The sequence below is a fragment of the Sphingomonas koreensis genome, from assembly GCF_002797435.1.
Classification (GTDB): domain Bacteria; phylum Pseudomonadota; class Alphaproteobacteria; order Sphingomonadales; family Sphingomonadaceae; genus Sphingomonas; species Sphingomonas koreensis.
In genome coordinates this window covers 1,284,741-1,305,465 of sequence record NZ_PGEN01000001.1, presented here as the reverse complement: position 1 = coordinate 1,305,465, position 20,725 = coordinate 1,284,741, and the positions used below count along the sequence as shown (strand labels likewise).

The 20,725-nt window shown below is 62.5% G+C and carries 17 protein-coding genes; 11 read left to right on the top strand and 6 right to left on the bottom strand.

Annotated elements, in window-relative coordinates; translation table 11 throughout:
* The first annotated feature begins 6 nt into the window (after positions 1 to 6).
* On the top strand, positions 7 to 1,200 hold the full coding sequence (locus tag BDW16_RS06120) for an IS91 family transposase (RefSeq protein WP_066582090.1): 1,194 nt from the start codon (positions 7 to 9) through the stop codon (positions 1,198 to 1,200).
* Positions 1,201 to 1,648: 448 nt separating this feature from the next.
* Here BDW16_RS06120 and BDW16_RS06115 read toward each other — a convergent pair whose 3' ends face one another.
* Positions 1,649 to 2,047: a MerR family transcriptional regulator gene (locus BDW16_RS06115; RefSeq protein ID WP_241230619.1), complete on the bottom strand. Its 399-nt coding sequence runs from the start codon at positions 2,045 to 2,047 to the stop codon at positions 1,649 to 1,651.
* Between the two features lie 122 nt (positions 2,048 to 2,169).
* On the opposite strand from BDW16_RS06115, the gene BDW16_RS06110 reads away from it, so the two are divergent.
* The 3 genes from BDW16_RS06110 to merA are packed head-to-tail and all read left to right on the top strand — an operon-like array spanning position 2,170 to position 4,287.
* On the top strand, positions 2,170 to 2,541 hold the full coding sequence (locus BDW16_RS06110; protein WP_066581748.1) for a mercuric transporter MerT family protein: 372 nt from the start codon (positions 2,170 to 2,172) through the stop codon (positions 2,539 to 2,541).
* Positions 2,542 to 2,555: 14 nt separating this feature from the next.
* A complete protein-coding gene (gene merP, locus BDW16_RS06105) occupies positions 2,556 to 2,837 on the top strand; it encodes a mercury resistance system periplasmic binding protein MerP (RefSeq protein WP_066581781.1) in 282 nt (93 codons plus the stop codon).
* A gap of 10 nt (positions 2,838 to 2,847) precedes the next feature.
* Positions 2,848 to 4,287 carry a mercury(II) reductase gene (gene merA, locus BDW16_RS06100; protein ID WP_066581750.1) on the top strand — a complete coding sequence of 480 codons (1,440 nt, stop codon included), beginning with the start codon at positions 2,848 to 2,850 and terminating at the stop codon, positions 4,285 to 4,287.
* Positions 4,288 to 4,774: 487 nt separating this feature from the next.
* Here merA and BDW16_RS06095 read toward each other — a convergent pair whose 3' ends face one another.
* From BDW16_RS06095 to BDW16_RS06080, 4 genes are read right to left on the bottom strand one after another with little or no spacing between them, the layout of a single operon-like run.
* A complete protein-coding gene (locus BDW16_RS06095) occupies positions 4,775 to 5,908 on the bottom strand; it encodes a hybrid sensor histidine kinase/response regulator (protein ID WP_053556533.1) in 1,134 nt (377 codons plus the stop codon).
* A complete protein-coding gene (locus BDW16_RS06090; protein WP_036527602.1) occupies positions 5,905 to 6,471 on the bottom strand; it encodes a chemotaxis protein CheB in 567 nt (188 codons plus the stop codon). Before BDW16_RS06090 ends, BDW16_RS06095 begins: the two co-directional genes overlap by 4 nt.
* Entirely contained in the window at positions 6,468 to 7,337 is an 870-nt protein-coding gene (locus tag BDW16_RS06085; RefSeq protein ID WP_081799108.1) for a CheR family methyltransferase, read from the bottom strand. The genes BDW16_RS06090 and BDW16_RS06085 overlap by 4 nt, the downstream gene beginning before the upstream one ends.
* Positions 7,322 to 10,645: a response regulator gene (locus BDW16_RS06080; protein WP_231733310.1), complete on the bottom strand. Its 3,324-nt coding sequence runs from the start codon at positions 10,643 to 10,645 to the stop codon at positions 7,322 to 7,324. Before BDW16_RS06080 ends, BDW16_RS06085 begins: the two co-directional genes overlap by 16 nt.
* Positions 10,646 to 11,017: 372 nt before the next feature.
* Here BDW16_RS06080 and BDW16_RS06075 point away from each other — a divergent pair.
* From BDW16_RS06075 to BDW16_RS06050, 7 genes are all read left to right on the top strand, one after another.
* Positions 11,018 to 12,189 (top strand): IS3 family transposase gene (locus BDW16_RS06075; RefSeq protein WP_100362716.1). Its coding sequence is split into 2 segments (ribosomal slippage): positions 11,018 to 11,270 and positions 11,270 to 12,189, totalling 1,173 coding nucleotides; the frame shifts between segments, so codons are not numbered across the junction.
* Between the two features lie 420 nt (positions 12,190 to 12,609).
* The gene (locus BDW16_RS06070) at positions 12,610 to 14,874 is read left to right on the top strand and encodes a catalase (RefSeq protein ID WP_081799113.1); all 2,265 of its coding nucleotides are present in this window, start codon (positions 12,610 to 12,612) and stop codon (positions 14,872 to 14,874) included.
* 41 nt (positions 14,875 to 14,915) lie between these two features.
* On the top strand, positions 14,916 to 15,356 hold the full coding sequence (locus BDW16_RS06065) for a BLUF domain-containing protein (RefSeq protein WP_157926329.1): 441 nt from the start codon (positions 14,916 to 14,918) through the stop codon (positions 15,354 to 15,356).
* A gap of 29 nt (positions 15,357 to 15,385) precedes the next feature.
* Positions 15,386 to 17,098 carry an FAD/NAD(P)-binding protein gene (locus tag BDW16_RS06060; protein WP_051586985.1) on the top strand — a complete coding sequence of 571 codons (1,713 nt, stop codon included), beginning with the start codon at positions 15,386 to 15,388 and terminating at the stop codon, positions 17,096 to 17,098.
* 432 nt (positions 17,099 to 17,530) lie between these two features.
* Positions 17,531 to 17,827: a hypothetical protein gene (locus tag BDW16_RS21055; protein ID WP_125958876.1), complete on the top strand. Its 297-nt coding sequence runs from the start codon at positions 17,531 to 17,533 to the stop codon at positions 17,825 to 17,827.
* A gap of 103 nt (positions 17,828 to 17,930) precedes the next feature.
* On the top strand, positions 17,931 to 18,836 hold the full coding sequence (locus BDW16_RS06055; RefSeq protein WP_066581753.1) for an alpha/beta fold hydrolase: 906 nt from the start codon (positions 17,931 to 17,933) through the stop codon (positions 18,834 to 18,836).
* Positions 18,833 to 19,327, top strand: coding sequence for a hotdog fold thioesterase (locus BDW16_RS06050; protein WP_083954475.1), 495 nt, complete (start codon positions 18,833 to 18,835; stop codon positions 19,325 to 19,327). Before BDW16_RS06055 ends, BDW16_RS06050 begins: the two co-directional genes overlap by 4 nt.
* Here the strand turns inward: BDW16_RS06050 and BDW16_RS06045 are convergent.
* Positions 19,257 to 20,717, bottom strand: coding sequence for an efflux transporter outer membrane subunit (locus tag BDW16_RS06045; protein WP_083954476.1), 1,461 nt, complete (start codon positions 20,715 to 20,717; stop codon positions 19,257 to 19,259). The two genes, BDW16_RS06050 and BDW16_RS06045, sit on opposite strands and share 71 nt — an antisense overlap.
* Positions 20,718 to 20,725: the final 8 nt, after the last annotated feature.

The following is a 20,725-nucleotide window of genomic DNA, read 5'->3' as shown; positions in this document are numbered from 1 at the left end:
GGCGGGATGCGCGCCTCCATCGAGGTCGCCGACATCTTCCGCGCTGCTGGACCTGTTTACCGCTCGGCGCATGCCGGGCATCTGAGCCTGCACCAGCTCAAGATCATGTCGGCGATCGAGCAATGTCGCACCGCGGCGATGGGCGGGCATGTCGAGGCCTGTACCGACTGCGGCCATTGGCGCATCGCCTATAACAGCTGTCGCAACCGGCACTGCCCCAAGTGCCAGGGCGTCGCCGCACGTACCTGGCTCGCCGAGCGCGAGGCCGACCTGCTGCCGGTCGGCTACTTCCATGTCGTGTTCACGCTTCCCGCTGAGATCGGCGTCATCGCGTTCCAGAACAAGGCGCTGGTCTACGATCTGCTGTTCCGCACGGCGGCGGAGACGATGCAGATCATCGCCGCCGACCCCAGGCATCTGGGCGCGCGCATCGGCATTACCGCCGTACTCCACACCTGGGGTTCGGCGCTCACTCATCACCCGCACATCCACATGATCGTCCCGGGCGGCGGCATCTCGCTCGACGGGGCAAGCTGGATCTCCGCGCGACCGGCGTTCCTCTTGCCCGTGCGCGTACTCGGCGCGCTGTTCCGCCGCCTGTTCCTGACCCGCCTGCTCGCGCTTCATGATGCTCGTCAGCTCGGCTTCTTCGGCAACCTGGCGCATCTTGCCGACCGACGGGCGTTCCTGAGGCACCTGTCACCAGTCCGCAAGAAGCGCTGGGTCGTGTATGCCAAGCCGCCGTTCGCGGACCCGCAGGCGGTGCTTGCCTATCTGTCGCGCTACACGCACCGGGTCGCCATCTCGAACAGCCGTCTGCTCCGGTTCGACGAGGACGGCGTCACGTTCCGCTACAAGGATTATCGCCGCGACAGTGCTGACCGTCAGCAAGTCATGACGCTGGCTACCGACGAGTTCATCCGCCGCTTTCTGCTGCATGCCCTGCCGCGCGGGTTCCATCGCATCCGCCACTATGGCCTGCTCGCCAGCGGCACCCGACGGACCAGCCTCGAACGCGCTCGCCAACTTCTTGCGGTCGCGCCACCTGCCGTCGAAGACATGCCTGAGGAACAGCCGAACGTCAGGCCGCCATGCCCATGCTGCGGCGGGCGCATGGTCATCATCGAGCTCTTCGAACGCCGATATCAGCCTCGCGCACCGCCATCCTTGGCCGTCGTATCCGGGAGCCCGCCGTCGTGACCCGGCACGGCCGATCGCCGGTTACCCCCGCGGCATGCCTGTCGCGGAGAATGACGGGTGTTGCCTCGAGCCCGCGCAAAAGCGGACGCATCGCTGCAAAAGTCGGACGGTCCGCTTCCAAGCGCCCGCCTCATCGCCCGAAAAGCAGCCGGTCCGCTCTCCGATCCGTCCGCCTGCCGGCAACACCCGCCGCCGCCCAGAGCAGGCCAAAACCCAAAACCACATAGACCAACGCCAGAGGCCCGCGGGTTCGGGCACCGCCGACTTTCCGACGCCTCACGGCGTCCGAAACTCTAAACGTTTCCAGACTGTCCGCTTCCGGACTGAAAATGAAAGAAGCAGACATTGAGATGATCGCTGAGGCGCCGTTCTGGCAAAAAACCGACATCGGTCTGTGCTGCCTGACGGCGGCTAGCCGCGGGGAGACCGGCACATACATGTACAGCGTTCATCCGCTCGCAGACGGATCGATCGATCCGAATAGTGTCTCCAACAGCGGGCATTCTGGGGTCTTGCCGTCCGCGCATCGCACGACGGTTTCGGCAAGCACCGACTCCATGGCCTGAAGATCCGCGATCTTGGTACGAATGTCCGTCAGATGGACCACGGCGACCTCGCGCGCTTCGGCGCACGGGCGATCGCGGTCCTCGGCCAGCTGCAGCAGCGCGCGGATCTCGTCCAGCGTGAAGCCCAGCTCCCGCGCGCGCCGCACAAAGCCGAGGCGCATGAGATGGCCATGGCCATAGAGCCGGTGACCGCCGTCGCTGCGCGCAGGCGCGGATAGCAGGCCAATTTTCTCATAGTAGCGGATGGTCTCGATTTTGCACCCGGTGCGCCGCGACAGCATCCCGATTGGAAGCCGGGGCGCTGTGTCCTGCAGATTTTTCCGATCCATGCTGAAATACCTCTTGAACCTGTAGCCGCTACAGATCCTATCTAGGGTCAACAACGTGATTCGGAGAACAGAAAATGACCCAGCCGGAAACGGCTTCCAGACGCGGTACGTGGGTTGCGATTGCCGGAGGAAGTCTCGGCGCGCTTGGCGCAGCCTCCTGCTGCATCGTCCCGCTGGTGCTCTTCACACTGGGCGTCAGTGGCGCATGGATCGGCAACCTGACCGCGCTCGCCCCCTATCAGCCCATCTTCCTTGGGGTGGCCATCGCCTTTCTGGCCGCCGGGTTCTGGCGGATCTATCGTCGGCCGCAGGTGGTCTGCGCCGAGCGCGAATGCGGCACGCCTTCCTCCAACCGCCTGGCGAAGAGGGCCTTGTGGCTTGCAACGGCGCTGGTCGGACTCGCCGTCCTCTTCCCCTATCTCGCCCCCCTATTGCTCGAAGTTTGAACAAGGAGACCATCATGAAGAAGCTTGCCCTGCTCGCGACCGTAGCGGTGCTGTTCGCATCCGGCCCGGCCTTTGCCGCAATCCGGACCGTCACCCTGGCCGTCGAGAACATGACTTGCGTGACCTGCGGCCCCGTCGTCAAAAAGAGCCTGTCGCGCGTATCCGGCGTGACCGCCGTCGAAGTTTCAGTCGAAGCACATACCGCGACCGTCACCTATGACGACGCCAAGACCAGCACCAAGGCGTTGATCGCGGCGACCACCAACGCTGGCTACTCTTCGCAAGTCCGCAAGTGAAAGTCGGATCATGAGTGATTGCTGCAATCCGGTCGACCGCCCTCAGGACAAGAAGTACGACCTTATCGTCGTGGGCGGCGGATCGGCTGGGTTCTCGGCCGCGATCACCGCGGCGGAGCAAGGGGCCCAGGTCGCCGTTATCGGTGCCGGCACCATCGGTGGAACCTGCGTCAATGTCGGCTGCGTTCCTTCCAAGGCGCTAATCCGCGCGGTCGAGAGCATCCACCACGCCAATGCCGCGCCGATGCGGTTCAAGGGCATTGAGGCCCGGGCGCGAGCCGCCGATTGGGGCCAGGTGATCGCCGAAAAGGACGCGCTCGTCTCGGGCCTTCGCCAGGCGAAATATGCGGACCTCCTGCCTCTCTACAATAACGTCGCCTATCATGAAGGCACGGCGCGGCTCGTCGATAATGGCGTCGAGACCGGTGGAAGGCGGTTCACCGCTGACCGGATCGTGATTGCGACAGGTACCCGTCCGGCGGTGCCGGCTATCCCGGGCCTTCCGGATGTCGATGCGCTCGACAGCACTACCGCGCTCGACCTGACCGAGTTGCCGAAATCGATGATCGTCCTCGGAGGCGGCTATGTCGGTGTGGAACTCGCTCAGACGTTCTCCCGCGCCGGTGTCGACGTGACGCTCGTTTTCCGCAGCCGCCTTCTCCCCGAGATGGAGCCGGAGATCGGCGCCGCGCTGACCGACTATCTTTCGAGCGAAGGCATCACCGTCCTGGGCAACCTCGCCTATCAGTCGGTCCACAAGACGGCGGAAGGGGGCGCTGCGCTCACCGTCCTGCGCGACGGGGTCGCCGAAATCATCGTCGCGGAGCGCCTTCTCCTGGCGACCGGGCGCGCCCCGAATGTTGAGGACCTCGGTCTCATCGAGGCGGGGGTGAAGCAGACGCTCAGCGGTGCCATCATTGTCGATGACCATATGCGAACCTCTGTGCGCGGCGTCTATGCCGCCGGCGACGTGACGGGCCGAGACCAGTTCGTCTATATGGCGGCCTATGGCGCAAAGATCGCTGCCAAAAACGCCTTGAACGGCGACAGTCTGAGGTACGACAATTCGGCCATGCCGTCCGTCGTATTCAGCGATCCGCAGGTAGCCAGTGTCGGCTTCACCGAAGCACAGGCTATCGCGGCCGGATATGCAGCGCGAACGTCGACGCTCCCGCTCGAGAATGTCCCGCGCGCATTGGCGGCCCGCGACACGCGTGGCCTGATCAAGCTGGTTGCGGATGGCCGGACCCGCAAACTGCTGGGCGCGCACATCCTGGCACCGGAAGGTGCGGACAGTATCCAGACCGCCGCCATGGCGCTCCGCTGCGGTCTCACGATCGACGATCTGGTGGAGACGATCTTCCCCTATCTGACCACGGTCGAAGGCCTGAAGCTGGCGGCGCAGGCATTCGACCGGGATGTGAATAGACTGTCCTGCTGTGCGGGCTAAGTTCGCTCAGTCGCGTCGCTGCGGTGAGATGACATGAGTAGCCCGCGCTGTTCCGATCCCGGCAGCGGCGCCAGGGATTGGTCGGGTAGCTGGCGAACCGGCGTCACGCTTTGCGGCTTTGCTGGCCTGTGGTGGGGCAGCGAACGGGCTTGGGGCATGTTCTCGCGTTCTAGGGATATTGGTGCTTAGGTTTCGCGCGAGATTGGACGCCCGTCCACTGCCATAGGGGCCTATTTGCAAACGACTGGTTTTGGGCCACGCATCGCTGGCTGTGAATGGCCGGGGTTCGGCGCATTACCGACCGGCAGCTCATGCCAACAGCTGCCCAGCTGCTATTGGGCCGCAAGCGGACTGGCGGCTTATAGGCGCTGCGACCTTGAAATCCGACAATCAACTGCCATCCGACGGGATCCCTCCTGACTATTTGGGTTCCTGGATTGGTGTTGCGAGCTTCAAGTACGAAAGTTCAGCGGTAAGCTTAATCGCGCTAGTGGTTTCCGGTCGGAAGCTGGATCTCGAAAGTACTTCCTTCGCCAGGTACGCTGCTTACCAGCCGGATTGTCCCGCCATGCAGTTCGGCAAGTTGCTTGACGAGGGCCAGCCCGATTCCCAGCCCGTCGCCTATCACGACCATTCCTGCATTGGATTGCTCGAAGAGCTCGAAAATGCGCGACTGCTGGTCGGCTGGGATGCCGACACCGTTGTCGGAAACGACAATGCTGGCGCTGTTTCCGCTGCCACTTGCGGTGACCTCGATGCGCCCGCCCTTCGGCGTGTACCGTGCCGCATTGCCAACGACATTGCTGACCATCTGAATGAAGCGCGCCTTGTCGACGTCGAGTAGTATCGGCTGTTCCGGAACGTTCACTGCGAGCGTGTGATTCCCTGACTCGATTGCCGGAACCGCGACTTCCAGCGCGGAGGGAAGGATGTCGGCCAGCAGCACTTTCTCCCGGCGCAGCGAGATTTTTCCGTGCTCGATGCGGTTGATGTCGAGCAGGTCGTCGACGAGACGGGTCATGTGCCCGAGATGCTGCCGCATCGACGTGCGGACGTTTCCAATGACCTCCGGATCCCTTTTCCTCTCCAGAATGCTGAGACCGGCGGCAAGGACCGCCAACGGATTGCGCAACTCGTGCGCCAGCACCGCGAGAAACCGGTTTTTCTGCTGATCGGCAGCCTGTAGCGCAGCGCTGAGCGTTGCGAGTTCGTCGCGCTGGGCGGTGATCTGCTGCCGCTGGGCATACAGGTCCAGGAAGACATTCGATTTGGAGCGCAGGATGTCGGCTTCGATCGGCTTTTGGATGAAATCGACCGCTCCCGCCTCGTAACCTCGAAAGCGGCGTGCGGCATCGCCGCTTCCCGCCGTCACGAAAATGATCGGGATATGCCGCGATCGCTCGTTCGCGCGCATTATCTCGGCCAGTTCGAACCCGTCCATGCCGGGCATCTGCACGTCGAGCAGCGCCAGCGCATAATCGTTCGCCAGCATCAGTTCGAGCGCATCTTCGCCGCTGCGCGCCAAATGCAGCTCCAGCCCTTCGCGCGCAAGCAAGGCTTCGAGCGCGACGAGGTTTTCCTCGAGATCGTCGACCAACAGGAATTTGACGTTGTTGGTCATAGCGCGATCATGGCCTCCAGCGCAGGGTGGATGTCTTCCAACCGCATCGCTTGCGAACCCGGGGCCGCGGCAAGCGCAGCGTGGGGCATTGTCGCCACTTCCGCCGAGGCCGGATCCTGTACGATACCTTTCCCGCCTGCCGCACATATAGCGCGCAATCCCGCTGCGCCATCGCTGTTCGCTCCCGTCAGGACAATCCCGGCCAGCTCGCTTCCGAACGCGTCTGCCGCGCTTTCGAACAGCACGTCGATTGCGGGTCGCGAGTGATTGACCGGCTCGTCCGAGGATAGAGCGAGCGAGCCGCCCGCCTCGACGAGAAGATGATAATCGGACGGCGCGAAATAGATCGTTCCCGGTTCCAGCGGCTCCTTATCCTCCGCTTCCTTTACAGGGATGCGGCATTTGTCGGCGAACAGATCGACCAAGGCGTTATCGCGCCGTGGCGGGATATGGACGACGACGATGACGGGAATGGGAAAGTCCACGGGCAAGGCCGGCAGCACCTGCGAAAGGGCCTGCACGCCGCCCGCCGACGCGCCGATGACGACTGCCTGAAGGCTCACCGAGTGTTCCTTCGATAGATCTTTTCCTCGCGCACGAACTCCGAGAACATGTCGGCGTGGGCCGAGAAGCGCAGGCTTTCCTTCGACCCGACGCCTAGGAATCCGCCGCGCGCGAGCGATTCGCCGAACAGTCCCACGACCCGGTCCTGCAATTCGCGGTCGAAGTAGATCAGCACGTTGCGGCATGAAACGAGGTGCATCTCGCCGAACGCGGCGTCGGTCACCAGGCTATGATCGGAGAAAACGGCTCGTTCGCGCAGGGCCTTGTCAAACACGGCCCTGTCGTAGTCCGCGGTATAGTATTCAGATAAAGATGAATGACCGCCGGACTGGCGATGGTTTTCCGTGAACTGGCGGATCCGGTCCAGCGGATAAATGCCCGCCTGCGCCGCGCGCAGCGCCGCCGGGTTGATGTCCGTTGCGTAGAAGATGGTACGGTCGGCCAGCCCTTCCTCGGCGAAGAGGATCGCCAGCGAATAAAGCTCCTCGCCATGGCTGCATCCCGCGACCCATACCTTGAGCGAGGGGTAGGTCCTGAGGTGAGGCACGACGCTTTCGCGCAGGGCGCGAAAATACGAAGGGTCGCGAAACATCTCGCTCACCTGAACGGTGAGGAAGTTTAGCAAACGCGGCAGGATCGTCTCGTCGTGCAGGACGGCCGACTGGATGTCGGAAATGCTGTCGTAGCCCAACTGTGTCCGCGCCTGCAGCAGCCGCCGCTTGATTGAGGCGCGGGCATAGTGCCGAAAATCGTAGTGATAATGCCGATAGAGTGCGTCCAGCAGAAGCTGGATCTCGATGTCCTCGATGCTCTCGTTCGCAGCACCGGCGTCCGTCATTCTGGTGCGCATCACCTGGGCATCCATACCCGTACCAGTGAAAGCAACTTGTCCACGTCGATCGGCTTTGACATGTAATCGTTGGCGCCCGCATCGATGCATTTCTGCTGGTCGTCGGGCATGGCCTTGGCGGTGAGCATGACAATGGGCAGCTTCTTCCAGCGCGCATCGGCACGGATGGCGCGAGCGGCGGTGAGGCCGTCCATCACCGGCATCATGACGTCCATCAGCACCAAGTCGATCGTGTTGTCAGGATCGCCCGCCGCTTCCTCCAGCGCATCGATCGCCTCCTGCCCGTTGCGCGCGATCCGCGTCAGTGCGCCGCGGGGCTCCAGAACGCTGGTGAGCGAGTAGACGTTGCGCACGTCATCCTCGACGATGAGGATGCGGCGGCCTTCGAGCGCCGCATCACGGTGACGCGCTTTCTCGATCATCTGGCGCTGTTCGGCAGGCAAGTCGGAAACGACCTGGTGCAGGAACAGCGAAACCTCGTCCAGCAGGCGCTCGGGCGACTTGGCGCCCTTGATGATGATGGAACTGGAATAACGACGCAGGCGCTGCTCCTCGTCGGCCGAAAGGTCCCGCCCGGTGTAGACGATTACCGGAGGAAGCGGACCCTCGCCTTCCTCGCTTAGCGTCTCGAGCAGGGAAAAGCCGGTGGCATCGGGCAGCGCGAGGTCGAGGACCATGCAATCGTACTGGCCGCCGCGCAGTTCCTCCAGACATTCGGCGACCGTGCCGACGCCGACAGTCTCGACATCCTGCGATCCGAGCAGCTGACTGACCGCCTCACGCTGGACCGCGTCGTCCTCGACGATGAGCACACGCCGAACGCGCGATGCCAGTTTCTGCTGCAGCATGGCCAGCACCTCTGCCAGCCGTTCGCGGGGGGCGGGCTTTTCAAGGAAGCCGATCGCACCCAATGCCATCGCTGTCTGGGCCTGGTCCGAACCGGAGATAACGTGGATCGGTATGTGCCGTGTCCTGTCTTCATGCTTGAGCCGGTCCAGAACGGTAAGGCCCGACTGATCGGGCAGACCGATGTCGAGCACGATGGCGCTGGGCCGGTACTCGCGGGCAAGGTCGATCGCTTCCTGCGCGGTGCCGGCCACGAGGCATTCGAAACCCATTTCGCGTGACAGGTCGCACACGATACCGGCAAATCTGCTGTCGTCCTCGATCACGAGCAATACGCGCTTGTCACCGGACAGGACCGCCCGGTCGTCGTCGATGACCGGCCCCTTGGGTGTCGTATTGGTCCGGCCCTTCGGCCTGGTCGCGGCTTGTACAGTTGCCGGGGCTGTTGCCGGCGGTTCCTTACCCGCCGGCGCGGCAGCGCGCGGCGCGACGGTGGCGGGATCGTAAGTGGCAGGCACGTCCACGATGAACGTGCTTCCCTTGCCTTCTTCGCTCGTGACCCGGATCGTTCCGCCCAGCAGGCGGACCAGTTCGCGCGAAATCGAGAGGCCGAGCCCGGTGCCGCCGAACTTGCGGCTGATTGTGCCGTCGGCCTGGCGGAAGGCGTCGAATATCGCGTCGCGCTGCTCCGGTGCGATGCCGATCCCGGTGTCGGCGACCGCGAATTCGATCTGGTCGTCATCCTTGCTGGAGATCGACAGGGTAACGCTGCCCCGTTCGGTGAACTTGATCGCGTTCGAAAGCAGGTTCTTGAGTACCTGTTCCAGCCGCTGTCGATCGGTCTCGATGGAACGCGGCGCATCGTCGGCAAGCGCGATGTCGAGTTCCAGCCCACGCTGCTGCGCCAGCGGCTCGAACATCTTTCGCAGGTCCGAAGCGAGCCGCTCCGTGGAGACCTGGGTCGCCTGGATCTCGACGTGACCCGCCTCGATTTTCGACAGATCGAGGATGTCGTTGATAAGGGTCAGGAGGTCGTTGCCCGAAGATTCGATCGTGCGGGCAAACTTGACCTGTTCGGCCGAAAGGTTGCCGTCGGCATTGTCGCCCAGCAGCTTGGAAAGGATCAGCAGCGAATTGAGCGGCGTGCGCAGCTCGTGGCTCATGTTGGCAAGGAAGTCAGACTTGTACTGGCTGGCCTGCTCAAGCTCGCGAGCCTTAAGCTGCAGCGAGGCAGCGGCGCGCGAAAGCTCGTCACGCTGGCCCTCCAGAGCCTGCGCTTGTTCTTCAAGCTGGCTGTTGGTCTGTTCCAGTTCGACCTGCTGCAGTTCCAGCCGGGCTTGCGTTTCCTTCAACGCATTCCCCTGCTCCTCCAGTTCCTCGTTGGAGACCCGCAATTCCTCGCTTTGCGCCTGCAGTTCGCTAGCCTGGCGCTGCGTTTCCTCCAGCGCGTCCTGCAGGCGCTCGCGGAAACGCGCCGAGCGCAGGGCGACGCCGATCGAGCCTGAAACGGTATCGAGCAGTTCTCGTACCCGGTCATCCACCGCATCGAAAAATCCGAGTTCGATGACGGCATTGACCGAACCTTCATTGAAAGCCGGGGCGACCACGAGATGGCGCGGCGTATCGCTGCCAAGTGCGGAACCGATCTTGAGATAACCGTCCGGGATATCCGCAAGCTCGGTCGGGTGTCCGTCTGCCGCCACCTTGCCGAGCAAGCCTTCGTTGAAGGCAAACGTTTCGGGCACCGCTGCCGCGTCGGTCACCCCGAGCATGGCTGCACGGTTGAACGTGCCTCCTTCTCCCTTGAAGATCGCGCCTGCGTTAGCCCCGGTCCTCTCGGCGAGGAAGGCAAGCACCGCGGCGCCCAGCTGCGGGACAGTCTTCTCGCCGCGCATCGCTTCGCTAAGCTCCACCTGCGCGGTTTGCAGCCAACGCTGACGTTCGCGCAGGCGGTTTCCGCGCATGAGCAGCAGGAATATCGCGATGGTCAAGGCGATGCCAATAAGGCTAGTGACCATGGCGCTGACGAGCGTTGCACTGGACGCCGCAGCCAGTTCGGCGATGCGCTGCTGGCGCTCTGTCGTCTCCGCGCGGTTTCTCTGCGCCATCTCCAAACGGATCGCATCCATCGCGATCTTGCCCTGGTCGCTGTCGATCATCGCGATCGCCGGATCGAAGCCCTGATCGCGACGAGTCTCGATGGCCAACCGGGAGAAACGGAGTTTTTCGTCGATCAGGGTCCGGAGCCGGTCGAGGTCCTCATCCTCGGCGGCATTGTCATTTGCAAAAGCTTCCAACTTCCCCAGGTTTTGTCGCGCGCTGGCAGCTCCGGTTCGATAAGCTTCAAGATATTGGTCTTTGCCGGTCAGGACATAGCCTCTGCTACCAGTTTCCACGCCGAGCACCGCTATCATGAGCTCATCGAGCGACGTCAGCACCTCGTGCGTAACGCGGATCCGTTCCTCGTTCTCGCGCATGCTGAGGACGTTCGAATACGAAAGGATCGCGCTGACCAGGAAGAAGCCGATCCCGGCAACGAGGCCGACGATAGACCACCAGGAATTCGTGTCGCGGAATTTCCGCTTGGAGGCAGCATCTTGCAAGAGTTTGAAATCCTTTAGTCGTGCCAAGGCCATAACGGCGGACGATAATTCGAAGCAACCTCTTCCTCAGTCTCTAATGGCATGTAGCGTCAGTTTGCACCTTTTTGATGAGCGTCGCGATTGTATCGAGCCTCTGGATGCCGAGCCGTGATCAGATCGCTGTGTGCCGCCCTTGGAATAGTGACGTGACCCCCGATTTTCCTCCACGCTGGATTAGAGTCCGCCCCTGAGAGAAGGACGGACGAGATGAAGCGAACGAGGTTTTCTGAAGAGCAGATCATTGGCGTGCTGAAGGAAGCGGAGGCGGGGGCGAAGACCGCGGACCTGGCCCGCCGACACGGTGTGTCGGAAGCGACGATCTACAACTGGAAGGCGAAGTACGGCGGACTGGAGGTGTCCGAGGCAAAGCGGCTGCGCTCGCTCGAGGATGAGAACGGCAGGCTCAAGCGCTTGTTGGCCGATGCGATGCTGAACAACGCTGCGCTGAAGGATCTTCTGACAAAAAAGTTCTGACGCCCGCCGCGAAGCGGGAAGCTGTTGCTCATCTCCAGGATTGTCACGGGATGAGCGAGCGGCGGGCGTGTCATGTGATCGGAGCCGACCGTAAGAGCGTGCGATATCGCTCCCAGCGGGCTGACGATGCCGAGCTTCGCGAGAAGCTGCGCGAGCTGGCGAACCAGCGACGCCGGTTCGGCTATCGTCGCCTGCATATCCTGCTGCGCCGGGAGGGGGTGATGATCAACCGCAAGAAAACCCAGCGTCTTTACCGTGAGGAGGGATTGGCGGTCAGGCGACGCCGGAGCCGCAAGCGTGCTGTTGGAACACGGGCGCCTGCTCCGGTGCTGGCCCTACCGAACCAGCGCTGGAGCCTCGACTTCGTGCACGACCAAATGGCGTCAGGACGACGGTTCCGCGTGCTGAACGTGGTCGATGACGTGACCCGGGAGTGCCTTGCGGCGGTGCCCGACACATCGATCTCAGGCGGCCGTGTCGTGCGCGAGTTGACGGAGCTGATCGCACAGCGCGGCAAACCGGGGATGATCGTCAGCGACAACGGGACCGAACTCACGAGCAATGCGGTGCTGGCATGGTGCGGGGAGATCGGCGTTGAGCGGCACTACATCGCGCCGGGCAAGCCGGTGCAGAACGGCTACGTCGAGAGCTTCAACGGCCGCATGCGCGACGAACTGCTCAACGAGACGCTGTTCCTCAGCCTTGCCCACGCCCGGGTCGAGATCGCCGCCTGGGTCGAGGACTACAATCGGGAGAGACCACACTCATCCCTTGGATACGCAACACCGGCGGCGTTCGCCGCCGAACTGGATAAGCAATGGACTGATTCGCTACGCCCTCCGGGCTCCGCTACGCAGCCCATTGCTTCAACCGCGCTCAAGCGCAAAACAACCGCGCGGCTCTAATCCCAGTTGGGGGAAAGCCGGGGGTCACGTCACGAACTGCCAGACAATTGACAGCGCTAACTAACAGATAATTCCGACTGCGGCACCTTTTCCTATCCGCCGAAAGCAAAGGCTCGAGATCGGTCGCTAGGAAACCGAATAGCAAGGAGCCGGGAAGGCCTTCTACAATGCGACATTCCAATTCCCTCGCGATGGCAAGTTTGGCGTCACCGCATGGAGCGGGAGCGTTCTGATCGGCGGGCGGTATGGCATCGCACTCCTTTTTTCCGTTATGGCCGAAAAGATGAGTCGCTCCATGTGCGAAGGCCGCTAAGATCTTTGCAGCTAGCGTATCTTGATCGACGATCGCTGGATATCGGGACCCCTGCGGGCACTTTATCGATGTTGCCCCGACCCGGGGCAAAAATTAGAGGATGAACGATGGCTAAAAAAGTTCAGACGACCGCCCATGACATCAACCCCGACCCGATCATCGTGAAGCCAGTTCCCAACGTGGACAAAACCGGTCCTTTCGGTGGCCGCGCGATCGACAAGGGGGAGCGGCCACGCGGCCCGGCGGGCGACAATTCGCTGCACCACCACAACCCGGGTCTGGGCGAGACCGATTTCGACACCGAGCTGGGCAATGCTGGCGAAGTGCATCAGCAGGTGCCCGATAGCGGCGATCATAGCGATACGGTGGCGCATCTCACCGACAACCACGGCCATCGCATTGCGGACAACCAGAACAGCCTCAAAGCCGGCGCGCGCGGGCCGACACTGCTGGAAGACTTCGTTCTGCGCGAGAAGATCTTTCACTTCGATCACGAACGTATCCCCGAGCGTATCGTCCACGCCCGCGGTTCCGGCGCGCACGGCGTGTTCGAAGTCACCAAGGCGATCCCCGAACTGACCAAGGCCAAGCTATTCTCCAAGGCCGGCAACAGCTGCCCCGTGTTCACCCGTTTCTCCACCGTCGCGGGCGGCGCTGGATCGGTCGACACCCCGCGCGACGTGCGCGGCTTTGCGGTCAAGCTCTACACCGAAGACGGCAACTGGGACCTGGTCGGCAACAACATCCCGGTGTTCTTCATCCAGGACGCGATCAAGTTCCCCGACCTCGTCCATTCGGTGAAGATGGAGGCCGATCGCGGCTATCCGCAAGCGGCCAGCGCGCATGACACGTTCTGGGATTTCATCAGCCTGATGCCCGAGTCCATGCACATGATCATGTGGGCGATGTCCGACCGCGCGATCCCGCGCACGCTGCGCAACATGGAAGGGTTCGGCGTCCACACCTTCCGGCTCGTCAATGCCGAGGGCAAGGGCAGCTTCGTCAAGTTCCACTGGAAGCCGGTGCTGGGCCTTGCCTCCACCACTTGGGATGAGGCAGTGAAGCTGGCCGGGGCCGACCCCGATTTCCACCGCCGCGATCTCCACGAAGCGATCGATGGCGGGCACTATCCGGCATGGGACCTGGGCATCCAGGTGTTCGACGAGGCGTGGGCCGCCAAGCAGCCCTATGACGTGCTCGATGCGACCAAGCTGATTCCCGAAGAGGAAATCCCGGTCGACATCATCGGGCGCATGACGCTGAACCGTAATGTCGACAATTTCTTTGCCGAGACCGAGCAGGTCGCCTTCCTGCCCACCAATGTGGTGCCGGGGATCGATTTCTCGAACGATCCGCTGCTGCAAGGGCGGCTGTTCAGCTATCTCGACACGCAGAAATCGCGGCTGGGCACGACCAATTTCCACCAGATCCCGATCAACGCGCCCAAGTGCCCGTTCCACAATTTCCAGCGCGACGGGATGATGCAGACGCTGGTGCCCACGGGCCGCGCCAATTACGAGCCCAACAGCCTTGCCGAAGCGGGCGAGGACGGCGGCCCGCGCGAATGCCCGGAAACCGGCTTCACCAGCTTTGCCGCCAATGACGAACGCAACGATGGCGGCGAGAAGCTGCGCATCCGTGCGGAAACCTTCGCCGACCACTACAGCCAGGCACGGCTGTTCTATCGTTCGCAGACCGATAACGAACAGGCGCACATCTGCTCGGCTATCGTGTTCGAGCTGTCGAAGGTGACGCTGGAGCATGTCCGCAACCGGGTGATGAGCCGTCTTCGCAATATCGACGAGGATCTGGCCAAGCGCGTGGCCGCCGGTCTGGCGATGGACCTCCCGGAAAAGGCCAAGGCCGCGAAGGAACCGATCGATATGGCGCTGTCCGATGCACTGTCGATCCAGAAGCAGGAAAAGCCCGTGTTCGAGGGCCGCTGCGTGGGCATTCTCTACGCCGAGGGTTCGGACAAGGCGATGATCGACGAGATCAAGGCGGGCGTCGAAAAGGACGGCGGTACGGTTAAGCTGGTCGCGCCCAAGGTGGGCGAGATCAAGGTCAAGGGCGGCACACTCAAGGCCGATGGCCAGCTCGCGGGCACGCCTTCGGTGGTGTTCGATGCGGTGGTCGCCATCCTGATGCCCGACCAGGCGCAGGAACTGGCCAAGGATGTGGGCGCGGTCGCCTGGTTTGCCGACGCCTGGTATCACTGCAAGACCATCGGCGCCTGTGGCGGCACGCGCGAGCATATCCTGCCCAAGGCGAATATCGAGCCTGACGCGGGCGTGCCCAAGCCGGAGGACTTCCTCAAGGTCGGCACCAAGCGCCACTGGGATCGCGAACCCAAAGTCCGCGACCTGGCCTGACCCACGCGCGGTGCCGGATCATGGAGGACAACGATCCCGTCATGGCCGGCACCGCCGATGTCTGCACGCTGTCCGAGGCACCGCTGCGCGTGCTGATCTATCTCAGCACCGCCGGCGCGCAGGAAAACGCGCAGGCCGACACCGCGCTTGCGCTCGCTCACGAAGTGCAGGCGGGCAATCGGCGCAAGGGCCTCACCGGCCTGCTGCTGGGCAACGGCAATAGCTACATGCAGGTGCTCGAAGGCAGCCCGGAGGCGGTTGGCCAGATGTTTGCCACGGTCAACCGCGATCCGCGTCACCGCGCGCTCGATGTCGTGCTTGATCAACCTGCGACGGAGCGGACATTCCCCGACACCGCCATGCTCGGGCTCGATCTCGACGCCAGCCCGCTGGACCGCCGCGCCGCGATCGAGGCGCTGATCCCGGCCGGGGCGGATCGCGATGTGCGCGAAAAGCTGCTCGCCTTCAGCGTGTTCGATTGAGGAATACGAACAAGCCAACGCGGCCGCGCGTGGCGATCATCGGGGCCGGGCCGAGCGCGGTCTATGCCCTGAAGCGGTTGATCACGTCAGAGGCACCGCTGGCGATATTGATCTTTGAATCCGGGGCGCGGCCCGGTGTGGGTACGCCCTACGATCGCCAGCAGAACTCACCGGCCATGCTGTCCAACATCGCCAGCATCGAACTGCCGCCGGTGTGCGAGACCCTGCTCGACTGGTTGCAGCGGATCCCGCCCGAAACCCGCCATGGCTGGGGCATCGGGGATGCCGACCTGCACGAACGACACTTTTTTCCGCGCGTGGTTCTGGGCGATTATTACGCCGACCAGTTTGGCGCGCTGGTGAATGAAGGCGCGGCGCGCGGCCACCGCATCACGCTGCACACGCGCACCCGCGTCAGCGATATTGTCGCGCATGAGGGCGGGGTCTGGGTGACGAGCGATGCTGTCACTCAGCAGGCCGCGCTCGCGTTCGATCATGCGATTCTGGCCACCGGGCACTCGGTGCCCAAGACACACGGGGCCGACCCGGCGGCCCTGGGGCGCAGCGTCGAGCCAAATCTTTCGGCGGACGCGATTCGGCTCGGTATCCTTGGCACCTCTCTGAGCGGAATCGACGTGGCGATCGATCATGCAATGCGGATCGGCCGTTTCAAGTCCGTGGACGGGCGCCTGACCTTTGCGCCGACCGACCAATGCGACCGGGCGCAGGGTCCGCTCATCACCATGATGTCGCGCGGCGGGCTGCTGCCCGAAGCCGATTTCTTCTGCCCGATCCCCTATCAGCCGCTGGATCTGTTTACCGACGACCGGCTGGCTGCAATCGTCATGGGCAAGGATGGCGATCTGGACCGGGCATTCGGCCTCTTCCTCGACCAGCTCGAGCGGCTCGACCCGGCGTTCCTACGATCGCTCGGGCCGGGATGCACGACGCCGGAGGGCTTTTCCAAGTGCTATGCGCAGCGCCGCAGCGACTTCGATCCGTTGGAATGGGCGCGCGGCAATCTGCTGGAAGTGCACTACAACGCGCGGCATCACCGCACCGTGCCTTGGCGTTATGCGCTGCTGCGCATGCACGAGCCGTTCGGCGCCATTGTGAAGGACTTGTCGGACGGCGACCGCGCCCGCTTCAACCGCTCGCTGAAGCGCGTGTTCGTGGACAATTATGCGGCTGTTCCGCCGCTCTCGATCGAACGGCTGATCGCGTTGCACGATGCCGGTATCCTTGCAATCCATGCGCTCGGTTCCGACTATACGATGGAGCGGGACGACAAAGGCGCCGGCTGGCACATCGCTGCGCGCGGAGTGACGCACCACTTCGATTCCATCGTCGACGCACGCGGGCAGGCCGTTCTGGGGCAGGAGGAATTTCCCTTTCCAACGCTGCGCATGCAGATCCGCGCCCTGGCCATCGCGCGGTCGGCAAGCCTCGATGAAATCGTCACCGGGAAGGGCTTCAAGCTCGGGCAACCCGGCAACCCGCTGGAACGCGTGCATTGCCTGTCGTTGCCATTTCTGCTGGGGCGCAACCCCTTCGTACAGGGGCTGACCGCTGCAGAGGAGCTGGGAACCGCGGCTGCGCATGCCATCCTGAGCGCGCTCGCCGCGAACAGCGAGCGGGGCCTGCCGATTGATATCGAAGGGGCCCTGGCATCGCTTGGCGGGCATGTGGTTTACCTGTTCGCAAGCCAAGGCCAAGCTGTCCTCGAAGCGCCGCGCAGTTAGTTGCCTTGGTGTGCTATGTAGAAAGCTGGCTCCATCGATTGAAAAACTAGCCGGCTTACCTGTCAACGAAAAATTCAATAAATCTTGCAGTAAGAGCTTAGGCCTGAAAAGGATAAGGGCCATTTAATTGCACGAAAATTCGTGACAGGTGTGCGCATACTGCCCTATGCTTATTATAGTGCGGCATTCCTACAGGTTTTTTCGCGTGAATAAGGCCGTCTGTGGGCCAGAAACACGAACGGCTGATTGCGGCGCGCAACGATGCCATGTTGGCCCGCCAGAAAGTGTGGCTGATTGAGCTAATCGATGGAACGCGCAGACAGTCGGCAAGCAAGCTATGAACCGCGCCGCCTCGTTTTGATGCGCGAACGAATGGCGGCTTTCGGTTTAAATCCGAAGGGTTCGGAATGACCGATATTAGGGCGTATTGTGTTGAAAAAGTCAAAGCTGACGACCCAGCGGCCAGTTTTTGGCAATAATGATTCAGGTCAGTCTCGCCGCTTGAATCATTGCTGCGTCGAACGGCCCGTCAAGATTCGATTATTGCTGACCAAAACGCGCGGCAGACTTTTTCAACACAATAAGGGCGCAAAGCTGACCGGCTGGAAGTGGGCCGGAAGCGGAAAGGCAGCTTTTATATCTTTGAGCGGATTAAGCGGACAGCGACTGCTGACCGAATCGCAAGCCGGTGCATTAGAGCATGGTCTGGAGAAACCCCTCTTGGCATAGACTTTTGCCGTCGTTGAAACGCCCTGCAGGACAGCCAACACGGAGCCGAGAGCCACAAACTAAATCGGTTTACTATTTAGCGCGCCTTTCCTACCATCCAGAGATGGCGAGAGAAACCTTTACGATTGAGGGCGCAGGCGCGATTTCTCTTACAGCCGAGGCTGAGGGGGATGCCTACGCTAAACCCGTCCTTCTTGCGCACGGCGGCGGGCAGACACGGCGCGCGTGGAGAAGGGTGGTCAGCGAGCTGGCTCAAGCCGGCTTTCGCGCAATCGCCTTCGACATGCGCGGTCACGGAGACAGCGATTGGTCGCCATGCGGAGCTTATGAAATGCGCGACTTCGCGGCGGATCTGGTCGCTGCAGCGTCGCGCCTGGACCAGAAGCCAGCGCTGGTCGGCGCTTCACTGGGCGGGCTCGCTGGACTGATTGCCGCTGGGGAGCTTGCTCCAGGTAGCTTTGCTTCACTCACATTGGTCGACATTGCCCCGCGCATGGAGCCCAGCGGTGTGATGCGCGTGGTTGGTTTCATGGAAGAGCATGTCGATAGCGGCTTCGCCTCACCAGAGGAGGCGGCCGACGTGATCGCTCGCTACATGCCGCATCGTCCCAAGCGGGGCGCGAGCGATGGTCTGAAAAACTATCTGCGGCAGAAGTCGGATGGGCGCTTCTATTGGCACTGGGACCCGGTGTTTATCCGTAATATAATGTCAGCCAGACAAGGCGACCCAGACAGCCAAGAACGTCAATCGGCAATGCTGAGCCAAGCTGCGGCGAATCTCACGCTTCCGCTTCACCTCATCCGAGGCGGCTCTAGCGATCTTGTTTCCGAAGAGGCCGTTTTGCATCTGCGACAACTCGCCCCCCATGCAGAATACACCGATATTGCCGATGCCACGCACATGGTCGTGGGCGATGCGAACGATGCCTTCTCCGCCGCTATCGTCGATTTCCTAGGGCGCCATCACTCATCCGATACGGCTCAGCCACAGGGGACGAGGGAGCTATGATCGATCGAGAGCGCTTGCAGGAAATGCTGCATATCGCGCCGTTTCACCGATGGCTTGGGCTGGAGATTGCGACATGCTCCGACCAGTCAATCGCGATCACCATGCCATGGCGCGAAGAGATCGTGTCGAACCCTATGATTGGGTCGGCGCATGGAGGGATCCTGGCTTCACTGGTCGACCTCACCGGGCTTTATACTCTGCTTGCCGGGGGCGTCGCGGCGAGAGCGAAGGCCGATCTGCATGTCGATTACCACCGTCCTGCAACCTCAGGACCTCTCACTGCTCACGGACAGATCGTGAAGATCGGGCGACAGATTTCGGTGGCCGAAACCCGGGTTCTCGAGCCCGACGACAAGTTGGTCGCCAGCGGCAGGGGCGCCTACTTCTCGTCAACCGGATCAATTGATCAGCGCGGCGGGACTATTGATCTCGAACAGGCTCTTGCCACCCAAGGCCCAGCGACTTCTGCAGCGCAATCCACGACAGGGTAAGGGCGCCTCTTGCCCGGACGAGGTCTCCTGAGGCCTGCTGCTGTTCTCGCAGGGCCCGGTTGAGGTCAGCCTTCGAGATCGCTCCTGCGGCAAAACGTTGGCGGTTCAGGTCCGCCGCGTCGTCAGCCTGCTTCTTGATTTGCATACTGGCAGCGAGCGCAACACGCTGCTGGCCGAAGCGAGCCAAGGCACGTTCGGCGTCTTGCAGTGCCAGAAGCACCGTCTGCTGGTAATTGGCGACTGCTTCGTTGCGCGCGGCCCCGGCTTGGTCGATCGCAGCGTCTACCCTGCCGAAATCCAGAAAATTCCACTGGAGGCGCGGGATCGCGAGTGCGGAGAATTCGCCGACATCGACAACGTCGTCCAACGAGGATCCGCCGAGGCCCAGGATCCCTGTGAAGGACAATTTCGGGAACCGCGCCGCCTCGGCCACCCCGATCCGCGCCGTCGACGCGGCAAGAGACCGTTCGGCCGCCCTTATGTCAGGCCGACGCGCCACCAGGCTTGCCGGATCGCCGATCGCGACCTGCTCTGGCGGCATGGGAATGGAGCGCGCAGTCGTGAGCGCTGCATCAACTGATCCCGGCACCTGTCCGGTCAGTATAGCGAGCGCATCAGACAGGACTGCGATATCCGCTTCAGCTTCGGCAAGTTGTGACTTGAGCATCTCCAGTTCGGCATTCGCGGTGCTTACCGGGAAAAGCGGCAATGCACCGCGCTGATAGCGTTGGTATGTCAGCGCCAGGATCTCTTCCTGCAACGAAATCTGCGCCTCAAATTGCTCTGCGCGGAATTGGGCCTCCCGCAAATTGACGTAGGTGCTGGCCACTTGGGCAGTCAACTGGACCTTTGCGTCCTCTGCGTTGGCCACCGTTGCAGCAGCTTGGGCATTGCTGGCCTCAATGCGCCTGCGCGAGCCACCGGCGAACTCCAGCTCCCAGTTCGCGTTAAGGCCCACATTGTAAAAGCTGAGCGAGTCATCGGTTTCTGCGTCGGAATTGGTTTGCTCTGACGGGGGGGGCGCCCCGCCTTGAAGGTCGAGACCAGGAAGCCGGCCCTGCACGGTGGTGGCCTGTGCCCCAAGCGATGGCATTCGACCCGCACGGTCTTGCCTGATGGATGCCCGTGCCTGGGCAATGCGCGCCTGCGCTGCGGCGAGCGAGGGGTTGCCGGACAGCGCAGCCTCCACCAGCCGCGTCAACTCGGGATCGCCAAGCAGCAGCCACCATTGAGCGACAACCGGATCAGATGCGCTCACATCACTGCCAGCGCGCACAAAGCGAGTGCCCGTGTCTGCTGACACAACTTCCGGGGGGCCTGCATAATCGGGCCCTGCCGTGCATCCAGCTAGCAAGGCGATAGTGACAAGCAGAGGTAGCAAGTGGCGCATCGTGTAGG